The sequence below is a fragment of the Binatus sp. (SeqCode) genome (assembly GCF_036522015.1).
Lineage (GTDB): Bacteria > Desulfobacterota > Binatia > Binatales > Binataceae > Binatus.
The window spans coordinates 1-5,800 of sequence record NZ_DATDGQ010000266.1; the positions used below are offsets into that span (position 1 = coordinate 1).

7 protein-coding genes are annotated in these 5,800 nt (G+C 61.2%); all 7 read left to right on the forward strand.

All coding sequences use genetic code 11. The features are described from left to right. On the forward strand, nt 1-710 hold a 710-nt coding region (locus VIW95_RS11495; protein ID WP_331586559.1), incomplete at its 5' end, for a GNVR domain-containing protein. Between the two features lie 5 nt (nt 711-715). Continuing rightward, a complete protein-coding gene (locus VIW95_RS11500) occupies nt 716-2,254 on the forward strand; it encodes an AAA family ATPase (protein WP_331586561.1) in 1,539 nt (512 codons plus the stop codon). Nucleotides 2,255-2,273: 19 nt separating this feature from the next. Continuing rightward, nucleotides 2,274-3,038 (forward strand): hypothetical protein, encoded by a 765-nt coding sequence (locus tag VIW95_RS11505; protein ID WP_331586563.1) that lies wholly within the window; start codon nt 2,274-2,276, stop codon nt 3,036-3,038. Between the two features lie 2 nt (nt 3,039-3,040). Continuing rightward, on the forward strand, nt 3,041-3,946 hold the full coding sequence (locus VIW95_RS11510; protein WP_331586565.1) for a Gfo/Idh/MocA family oxidoreductase: 906 nt from the start codon (nt 3,041-3,043) through the stop codon (nt 3,944-3,946). Between the two features lie 15 nt (nt 3,947-3,961). After that, on the forward strand, nt 3,962-4,159 hold the full coding sequence (locus tag VIW95_RS11515) for a hypothetical protein (RefSeq protein ID WP_331586567.1): 198 nt from the start codon (nt 3,962-3,964) through the stop codon (nt 4,157-4,159). Nucleotides 4,160-4,180: 21 nt separating this feature from the next. Beyond that, a complete protein-coding gene (locus tag VIW95_RS11520) occupies nt 4,181-4,702 on the forward strand; it encodes an acyltransferase (protein WP_331586569.1) in 522 nt (173 codons plus the stop codon). Next, nucleotides 4,699-5,800 (forward strand): DegT/DnrJ/EryC1/StrS family aminotransferase (locus VIW95_RS11525; protein WP_331586571.1); only part of this gene is annotated, 1,102 nt, incomplete at its 3' end. The genes VIW95_RS11520 and VIW95_RS11525, both read left to right, overlap by 4 nt.

The window sequence follows — 5,800 nt, forward strand, 5'->3', positions numbered from 1 at the left end:
AGGAAGCCGAGCTGAAGGCGACTCCGCGACAACAGACCCTGGAGTCGAAGACGGTGCAGAATTTTGCGCTGCAGCAATTAAAGCCGCAGATGCTTTCGCTCGAGACCCAGCGCGCAGAGCTGCTCAGCCGCTACCAGCCGGGCAGTCAGCGAATCCGCGAGATCGACGCCAAGCTAAAGGCCGGCCATGACATCCTGGCGCGCGAAAAGCAGAGCACCGTCCAGGAGACGACGACCGACGTCAATCCGACGTGGCAGACGCTCGACGGCGAATTGGCCAAGGCTCGCGCCCAAGCCGCATCGTACAAGGCGGCACAGACGACAGAGGCCGCGCAAGTTTCGACGCTGCGCGATCAGCTCAAGACGATGACCACTGACGGCGTCTCGATCGAGCGGCTCGAGCGGCAGGTCGAGAGCGACAAGGAAGCCTACCTCTCTTATGTGCGCAAGGGTGAAGAAGCGCGCGCGGCCGAGGCGCTCAATCAGAGCCGGATCCTCAACGTCAGCGTCGTTCAGGCGCCGACCATGCCGATCGAACCGGTCTCTCCGCGAATCATGTTGAACCTGATTACGGGGCTGCTGTTCGCGCTGATCCTGGCAGCCGCGGTGGCGCACTGGTCTGAGGAATACGATCCCAGGATTTGTTCGACGGCTTCGATTTTCAAAGACACCGGCCTGAACACGGTCGCGATCCTCGACGACAGGATGTAGCCGATATGTATTACGAACACTTCGGGCTAAGCGGCGCACCTTTCGAGTTCAATCCTTCCGCCTCGGTGCTCTTCATGAGCGCAGGGCATCGCGAGGGCTTGGCGGCGCTCGAATGGGGCCTGCGCGAGCCGAGTGGATTCACGATGCTGGTCGGCGAAATCGGAGCCGGCAAGACAACCCTCATCTACTCGCTGCTCGCGGCGCGGCACCAGGGAGTCAGCAGTGCATGGGTGGCGAATCCACGGCTTAGCTTCACTGAGATGCTGCGCCAGATCCTTGGTCAGCTCGGCGTCAGCCAATCGCAAGCGTCGGACAAACTGACTTTGCTGCAGGCGTTCGACGCGCAGCTCGCGAAGCTCGGCCCCGATGAATGCGTCGCGGTAATTATCGACGAGGCGCAGGACCTGAGCGATGACGCGCTCGAGGACTTGCGGCTGTTGTCCAACTTTCAATCACTCGAGCGCAGACGGCTGCAGATCGTGCTGGTGGGCCAAATCGAGCTCGCCCGGCGTCTATCCGCACCGCAACTGCGTCAACTGAATCAGCGGATAGGCGCGCGCGCGCTGTTGCCAGTCCTGCAGGGCAAAGAGATCTACGACTACGTCGAGTACCGGCTGCGGTCGCGCGGCGGAGACATCGAGCGGCTATTTACGCGCGGCGCTTTGCGGGAACTGATGCGCTCAAGCGGCGGTATTCCACGGCGAATCAACGTGCTCTGCCACAATGCCCTGATGCTCGCGTACGCGGACGGTGAAGAGTCCGCGACGGTGCAACACTTGCGAGACGCCGCGCACGACTACGACCGCCTGCTGGCGAGCAAGGCGTCGGCGCCGGTGCAGATGGCGGCGTCGGTGAGTGAGGCGATCAGATCGGTGTCGGCGGGATTCGGGCGGCCGGCCACGCGGGCGGCCTCGCACAGGCCGACGCTTCGCGCGGCGGCTAAAGGTGCCGTCGCGGCGCTGTGTTTGATCGCGATCGTGGGAGCGGGAATTTCCATGCTGCGGCCGTTTCGCGAGACTCTTACGGCGCTCTCCGCGCGATACGCATCGCAAGACAAGCGGACGCAAGCGCAAGTGCTGGCGCAGTGGACTCCAGCGCAATTCAAGACCCGATCCGACGAGGCCACGAAACCGGCGCCGAAGCCGATAGACATCGCCCCACTCAATGCGCATGACGGTTCCGCCGGAAGCGCGAATGAATTGTTCATGCCTGGAGCTGCTGGGGGAACTGAAACGGTCCCGCCGGTTCCAGAACAACCGAAACCAGGAACAAGCCCGGCGAATGTCATTGCGGTGAAGCTGTCTTCGCCCGGAAAAATTTCGGCGCCCGCAAAAGCTTCGGCGGACGAAGGCGACCAGGGTCCCCGACAGGGCGAGACCGTAGTCGTCGGGACCGGCGATACGATCTACAAAATAGCGAAGAGATTTTATGGTTCGTTCGGAACCGATGAACTTGGCCGATTGACTGCGGCGAATCCCGAAATCAAGGACATGAATCTCATCTTTCCCGGACAATCCATCCGGGTGAGTCAAACCGGAAAATGATCACCGAGAGGCACTAGTAATGAGCAGATATTTCCAGGCAATGGAGCGCCGCAAGACAGGATTGGTTCCTTACATCGAATCCAGAACCAAGCCGCTCACCGAAGTTGTTGCGCGCACTAAGCCGATGGCGCTGGTTCCGATCCTGGAGGCGCAAGGACTGCTCGATTCGATCGCGTCCAGCCGCTCGATCCGCAACTTGAGCGAGCAGTTGGGAGCCGCAAGCGCGTATAACGGTCCGGCCCGGATACTGATGACCGGATGCAGGCCGGGCGACGGCGTGTCCACGGTGGCTGCCGCGATGGCGCTGGACATGAGTCAGCGCCTGGCGGCGCGCACAGTACTGGTGGAAGGGCAGTCGCGCGTCAACACGATGCATCCGCTCTTCGGGCGCCCAGTCGTGCCGACTCCGACAACTGCAATCAGTACATCGATAGCAGTGCAGGGGACGGGATGGCCGCGGCTCGAAACGGCGCGGCCGGAACAGATGGAGCTGGGAGATCATCCGGCGCAAATGCTCGAGGACATGGACGAATTGCTGGCGCGCTATCGGCTGGCGGTGATCGACCTCGGCGTCGTTCGGCTGGATCCACGAATGCTGGCGTTGGCGCGTCCCAACGATTCGATCCTGGTCGTCGCGCGGCATCTGCGGACGGATCGGGCGGAAATGATCGCCACTGTAAATCTACTGCGCAACACAGGTCATCCCGTCGCTGGGGTGATTCTCAATGGATACAAGTCGCCGCTGCCGGCGCTGGTACGGCGATTGATTGGAATGGAGGCTTAGTGATGGAAGACATTTCTCTCAACGGTAACCTGGCCGGTTCAAGCAACGGCTTTCACCTGCCCTCGAAGATTCTCGCCGCCTCAACTCGTCGCCAGATGCGCGGGATTGCGATCGTGGGGCTCGGCTATTGGGGACCGAACTGGGTGCGAAACTTTTCGCAGGCACAGGGAATCGAGCGGGTAGTCTGTTGCGACTTCATCAATGAACGTCTCGATCAGATCAAGAGCCGTTACCCGTCGGTCGTGGTAACCGAAAGTCTTGACCAGGTGCTGAACGATCCGAAGGTCGACGCGGTGGTGGTGGCGACGCCGGTAAACACTCATTTTGAAATCGCGAGCCGTTGCCTGAAAGCGGGCAAGTCGACGCTGGTCGAGAAGCCGCTCGCCACCTCGTGCGAGCAGGCCGAGGTGCTGATCCGGATGGCGCGTGAGCGCGATCTGAGATTGATGTCGGGGCACACCTTCGAGTACAGCGCGCCGGTGATAAAAATTCGCGAGCTGATCGACAGCGGCGAGCTGGGCGACGTTCTCTATATCAACTCGGTGCGCGCGAATCTCGGGATGTTTCGCCGCGACGTCAACGTGGCCTGGGACCTCGCCACTCACGACATCTCTATCATCCTGATGTTGCTCGGCGAGATGCCGATCGAAGTGAGCTGCCAGGGCGAGAGCCACTATCACGATCACGTCGAGGACGTTGCGCGTCTCACACTGCACTTTGCCAACAACGTGATCGCCTTCGTGCAAGCGAGCTGGCTAGACCCGAACAAGATTCGCAAGACGACGATCATCGGATCGCGAAAGATGCTGGTGTACGACGACACGGCGCCGAATGAAAAGGTTCGCGTGTACGACAAGGGCGTGACCAAGCATCCTTACCTCGACACCTTCGGCGATTTTCAGCTCTAGTATCGCGATGGCGACGTGAATATCCCCCGTATCGACGAATCCGAACCGCTCAAGGTGGAGTGCGATCACTTCGTCGATTGCGTCAAGCGCGGCATCTCGCCGAACAGCGACGGTCACAGCGGACTGCGGGTCGTGAGAGTTCTGGAAGCAGCGGACCGCTCGCTCAAAAGTCACGGGCAGGCGATGCCGATCACGCCAAGCTTGAGGATCTGAGCCGTACCACGAGGATTGAGAATGTCACTTCGCGAACTACCATTGAACGTGTGCGCCTCGCCCGACGTGATTTTAGGCGAGGGCGTAAAGTTCGGACCGTTCGTAAACCTTTACGGATGCAGCGTCGGAGACGCGTCGCAATTGGGCGCCTTCGTCGAGGTTCAGCGCGACGCGCATATCGGCAAGCGCTGCAAGATCTCGAGTCACACGTTCGTATGTTCCGGGGTCACGATCGAAGACGAAGTTTTCATCGGCCATGGCGTGATGTTCATCAACGATCGGCATCCGCGCGCGACCAACGCCGATGGCTCACCGAAAAAGACCGCAGATTGGGTGATGGAACGCACGTACGTGCGGCGCGGCGCCACAATCGGGAGCGGCGCGATCATCATGTGCGGGGTCGAAATTGGCGCTGGGGCGATGGTCGCCGCCGGCGCGTTAGTGACCAGCGATGTTCCTGAGCGAGCAACCGTCATGGGCATCCCGGCGCGTCTGTATTCCAGCCGCCGCTCCGCGCAACTCCAGGGAGTCGAACGAGAATGACAATCAAATTTCTAGACCTCGCGGCGCAGAACCGCGAAATCATGTCGCAGGTCGAACGCGGGTTCGAGGAGATCCACGAAAAGACTTCGTACGTGGGAGGGCCGCAGGTTGCGGCGTTCGAAAATGAATTCGCCAATTTTCTCGGCGCGCGTCACGTAGTCAGCGTGTCGAGTGGAACCGACGCGCTCAGGCTTGCCCTGCTCGCGATCGGAATCGGACCGGGCGACGAAGTTATCACGACACCGATGACGTTTATCGCGACTGCCGAAGCGATCGTGCAGACCGGCGCGCGACCCGCATTAGTGGATATCGATCCGAACACCGGCAATCTGAGCGTTCCGGAGATCGCGCGGTATCTCGAGCGCGCGCGCTTCACATCGCCCAACGGCCCCCGCGCGATACTTCCGGTGCATCTCTATGGACTGCCGGCCGCCATGATCGAATTGCGCGATCTCGCGCAAGCGTGCGACCTGAAGATCGTCGAGGATGCGTGCCAGGCGCATGGCGCCCGGCTCAACCACCAGGGGCAATCGCACTACGCCGGCACTATCGGAGTGGCGGGATGTTTCAGCTTTTATCCCGGCAAGAATCTAGGTGCATGGGGCGAAGGCGGCGCGGTCGCGACAAATGACGACGAGTTGGCCGCGCAGATACGCACGCTCCGCGATCACGGCCGGCTGTCGCACTACGCCCACAGCGCGTACGGATACAACGCGCGACTCGACACGATCCAGGCGGCGGTGTTGCGTCCCAAGCTGGAGCGCCTCGAGGAATGGAACTCACGGCGTCGGCGGCTCGCCAATATTTATCGTGACGCTCTGCCCCACGACGGCTTGAGCCTGCTCTCTGAACCCGAGGGGAGCGAATCGTGTTATCACCTGTTCGTCATCCGCAGCGAGCGGCGCGACGTAATTCGGACTGCGCTGCTGCGCGAACAGATCGAATGCGGCATCCACTACCCGGTCCCGCTTCATCTGCAGCCTGCCTGCCGCGAACTCGGATACAGCCACGGAAATTTTCCGCACGCCGAGGCGATGGCTGACAGCGTGCTCTCATTGCCGATGCATCCGTTTCTCACCGAGCGCGAGGTGATGACGG